Here is a 266-nt window from a genome sequence, read left to right as displayed (position 1 = left end):
CTGTATGGCTTTCTTCTTACAGCCTCGGTTAATATTCCTCCCTCACCGTAACCTACATACCCTGGAGGAGAGCCAAGTAATAAAGAAACTTTATGTTCTTCTTTAAACTCTGACATGTTAATTACCGTGACGTTTTCTTCACTACCATACACTTCTTGGGCTAGCGAAAGTGCAGTTTCTGTTTTACCCACACCGCTTGGCCCTGCTAACATAAATATACCGTTAGGACGGCTTTCATCTGCTAGCTGAGCACGAGATGTTTGAAC

At 43.2% G+C, this 266-nt stretch carries 1 protein-coding gene; it reads right to left on the bottom strand.

The window, feature by feature from the left end; genetic code table 11:
- Positions 1-266: AAA family ATPase (locus tag AAEY83_RS15745; protein WP_351060448.1), on the bottom strand; the 266-nt coding region annotated here is incomplete at both ends.

It is taken from the genome of Psychrobacter sp. TB20-MNA-CIBAN-0197 (assembly GCF_040309765.1).
Taxonomy (GTDB): domain Bacteria; phylum Pseudomonadota; class Gammaproteobacteria; order Pseudomonadales; family Moraxellaceae; genus Psychrobacter; species Psychrobacter submarinus.
This window is presented reverse-complemented; position numbering and strand designations above follow the sequence as displayed.